Genomic DNA, 3,126 nt, shown 5'->3' on the forward strand with positions numbered 1-3,126 from the left:
ACTTGCGCCAAAACCTCTATGCGATTTAGCTCGCGCTCGCTCATCATTACCCATCCCATGCTCAATCTCCCTCAACTCGTTTGATGGAGAGAGTGACATTTCTGCTTTGCACAGGGGTGACATTATCGCTTTGCGGCTACACACGTAAGTCGCATAATCAATATTATGTTAAATATACATGTATAGTTCAAATACGACCTTCATCTCAAAAATTAAATCAATTATTTAGGCTCTTTCGTTCAGTCCGAGAGTGCACCCAATTACCAACTCAAATGTTTGTTCCATCTTTAGCACATTCCCAATTACGTCTGATCGACGACCAATCTTTCCCAGTTTCCCCTTGTTCGGTTTTCTGCAACGGTTCACTGATCGACAAACGTCCCAAAGGAAAATGCCATGGCCTCGCTTCTTATTCTGAATGGTCCTAATTTGAACCTCCTTGGGACAAGGCAGCCTGACATCTACGGCACCGTGACTTTGGCGGACATCGAGGTGTTATGTCGTGATACCGCGGCTGAGTTCGGAATGGACATTGAGTGCCTTCAGTCCAACCATGAAGGCGCGCTCGTGGATGCCATCCACGCCGCACGCGGCACGCACAGCGGTATTGTTTTGAACGCCGGCGCATATTCGCACACATCGGTTGCGCTACACGATGCGATTGTGGGCACGGAAATAGCTGTGATCGAAGTTCATATCTCGAACATCCATGCGCGTGAGAGCTTTCGCCATCACAGCTTCATCACCCCGGCAGCGCTAGGGATGATTTCCGGTGTCGGCGTTCATGGATACTCCCTGGCCGTCAGGGCTTTAGCCGAATACCTTAACGTGATTTGATATGAACTCGGCGCTGCTGAGGTTGCTCTCGGCCAAGACCGTGGAAACAGCCTAGACGATCCTGACAGCTGAAATGGAACGTTTCGGGTTTGACCGTTTGCTTTACGGGATGACGCATTTTCGCGACGCAAGCGTCGCTTGGCGATCCAAGAGATATGTTTATCCTGTCGAACCACCCGGATGACATGCAGGCGTATGTGAATGAGCGAATGTTTGTATCAGCTCCTATGACGACTTGGGCCGTCAACAACGACGGCGCGATGTCGTGGTCGATGGTGACCGAGATGGAAGGTGAGTTGACCAACGAACAGAGCGAAGTTCTCGAACTTAACCGGAAGTTTGGTGTGCTCGCTGGCTATACGATCTCGTTTCCTGACCCCTCACCCCGCCAGAACGCCGCTATTGGGCTAACGGCGCGACCGGGTTTAAGTCAATGCGATGTCGAGCAGCTTTGGGCGCGTCACGGCGAGGAAATAGAGGTGTTCGCTCAGGTGGCCCATCTAAAACTTGCCTCCCTGCCCGTTTCTGTGGCGCAGCAGCGGCTTACAAAGCGTCAACGCGAGGCTTTGGAATGGATCAGTGAAGGCAAAACCACTCAGGATGTGGCGACGATCATGGGGCTGACCACTGCCACGGTCGAAAAGCATCTGAGGAAGGCGCGCGAAGCGCTGCAGGTGGAAACCACGGCGCAGGCCGTGATGAAAGCATCGCTGCAACGACAGTTTTTGTCTTTGAAACCTGAACATTCACGCACGGCTCTAATGTTGGTGAAATCTTCACGCTGTAGTCATGCATAATGCGTCGGTATGGAATACCATACTTCACTTAGGTCAATTTGCTTGTCATATTGAAGATGTTCCGTGAGTGGAGGCTTTGTCCTTGGGAACGTCCTTCTGGCATCATCCGTAATTTCGGGTGGAACCGTGAGGGGGTCGGGTAACCGACGCCGGCTTGATGGCGCATTTTACGCCGAACGGTCGGCAATTTTCTGAACGAGTATGGCCCGCGCCAGTTCCTCATCCCCATTGGCCGCGCGCGTGGTGGGTCAAGGTACTAGGCGGAGCTGCGTCCCGGCAGCTCCACCTTTTGTTTTTTAGGATCAGCCCTGGGCGACCTTGGCGACCTCTGCGGCGAAGTCTTCTTCTTTTTTGTCAACGCCGTCACCCACTTTGAGGCGGACGAAACCAGTTATGGTCACGCCCGCAGCTTCGGCGGCTGCTCCGACGGTTGTTTTGCCGTCATCGCTTTTGACGTAGGCTTGGTTCAGCAACGTGACTTCGGACAGCCACTTTTGCATCCGTCCACCTATCATCTTTTCGATGACCGCTTCGGGTTTGCCACTTTCGCGGGCGATATCCATCTGGATCGCCTTTTCTTTCTCGACAACCGCTGGATCAAGATCCGCCTCAGAGAGCGAGACCGGGTTGATGGCTGCGATATGCATGCCAACGCCGCGTGCAAACTCTTCATCGTCGCCGGTGAAAGCCACAAGAACACCGATATTGCCCATGCCTTCAGCAGCGGCATTGTGAACGTAGGTCGTCACATTGTCGCCGGTCAGCTTCGCCATGCGGCGTACGCCCATGTTCTCACCGATTTTCGCAACAGCGTCGGTTACGATGTCTGCGATCGGCTTGCCGTTGATCTCTGCCGCTTTAAGGGCTTCGAGATCGTCCACAGTTGCCGCGACAGCCGCAATACCCGCGACCATTGCCTGGAACTCGGCGTTTTTCGCCACGAAGTCGGTTTCCGAGTTGATCTCGACAGCGACAGCGGTGCCGCCCGAAGCCGAAACGCCGACAAGGCCTTCCGCCGCAGTGCGACCGGATTTTTTTTCAGCTTTTGCCAGACCCTTGGTGCGCAACCAGTCCTGAGCGGCATCCATGTCGCCGTCAGTTTCCGTAAGCGCTTTTTTTGCGTCCATCATACCTGCGCCGGATTTCTCGCGCAGCTCTTTCACAAGTGCAGCCGTGATTGCCATTTCGGCTCTCCTCAAATGTAATCGGTGCGGGCGCGACCTTGGCCGCGCCCTGTATCAGACATCAGACAGCCAGAGCCTTACTCGGCTTTGGCGTCCGCTTCAGCAACCGGAGCTTCAGCAACCGGAGCAGCTTCCGGTTGGATTGCTTCTTCGACCGCCTCTTCCAAAGCGCCAAGATCAACGCCAGCGGCGCCGAGCTGAGCGCTCATTCCGTCAAGAGCGGCGCGGCTGGCGAGATCGCAATAGAGTGCGATTGCACGGGCTGCGTCGTCGTTGCCGGGGATGATGTAGTCGATGCCGTCGGGCGA

4 protein-coding genes are annotated in these 3,126 nt (G+C 54.6%); 2 read left to right on the top strand and 2 right to left on the bottom strand.

The features are described 5' to 3' along the window. Nucleotides 1-396 precede the first annotated feature (396 nt). Together aroQ and Q1B15_RS20720 are read left to right on the top strand one after the other, a co-directional pair. The gene (gene aroQ, locus Q1B15_RS20715; protein ID WP_299757520.1) at nt 397-837 is read left to right on the top strand and encodes a type II 3-dehydroquinate dehydratase; all 441 of its coding nucleotides are present in this window, start codon (nt 397-399) and stop codon (nt 835-837) included. 185 nt (nt 838-1,022) lie between these two features. Further along, entirely contained in the window at nt 1,023-1,634 is a 612-nt protein-coding gene (locus Q1B15_RS20720; RefSeq protein WP_299757526.1) for a LuxR family transcriptional regulator, read from the top strand. Between the two features lie 302 nt (nt 1,635-1,936). On the opposite strand, the gene tsf is transcribed toward Q1B15_RS20720, so the two are convergent. Further along, nucleotides 1,937-2,818 (bottom strand): translation elongation factor Ts, encoded by an 882-nt coding sequence (gene tsf, locus Q1B15_RS20725; RefSeq protein ID WP_299757522.1) that lies wholly within the window; start codon nt 2,816-2,818, stop codon nt 1,937-1,939. Nucleotides 2,819-2,895: 77 nt separating this feature from the next. Continuing rightward, on the bottom strand, nt 2,896-3,126 hold a 231-nt coding region (locus Q1B15_RS20730), incomplete at its 5' end, for a 30S ribosomal protein S2 (protein WP_299757524.1).

Origin of the sequence: uncultured Boseongicola sp., from assembly GCF_937988555.1 — a bacterium.
In the GTDB taxonomy this organism is placed as follows: Bacteria; Pseudomonadota; Alphaproteobacteria; order Rhodobacterales; family Rhodobacteraceae; genus Boseongicola.

Bases quoted from the DNA above. Each gene is read 5' to 3' on its own strand.
- tsf (WP_299757522.1), bottom strand. From the start codon at position 2,818: ATGGCAATCACGGCTGCACTTGTGAAAGAGCTGCGCGAGAAATCCGGC.
- aroQ (WP_299757520.1), top strand. From the start codon at position 397: ATGGCCTCGCTTCTTATTCTGAATGGTCCTAATTTGAACCTCCTTGGG.
- Q1B15_RS20720 (WP_299757526.1), top strand. From the start codon at position 1,023: ATGCAGGCGTATGTGAATGAGCGAATGTTTGTATCAGCTCCTATGACG.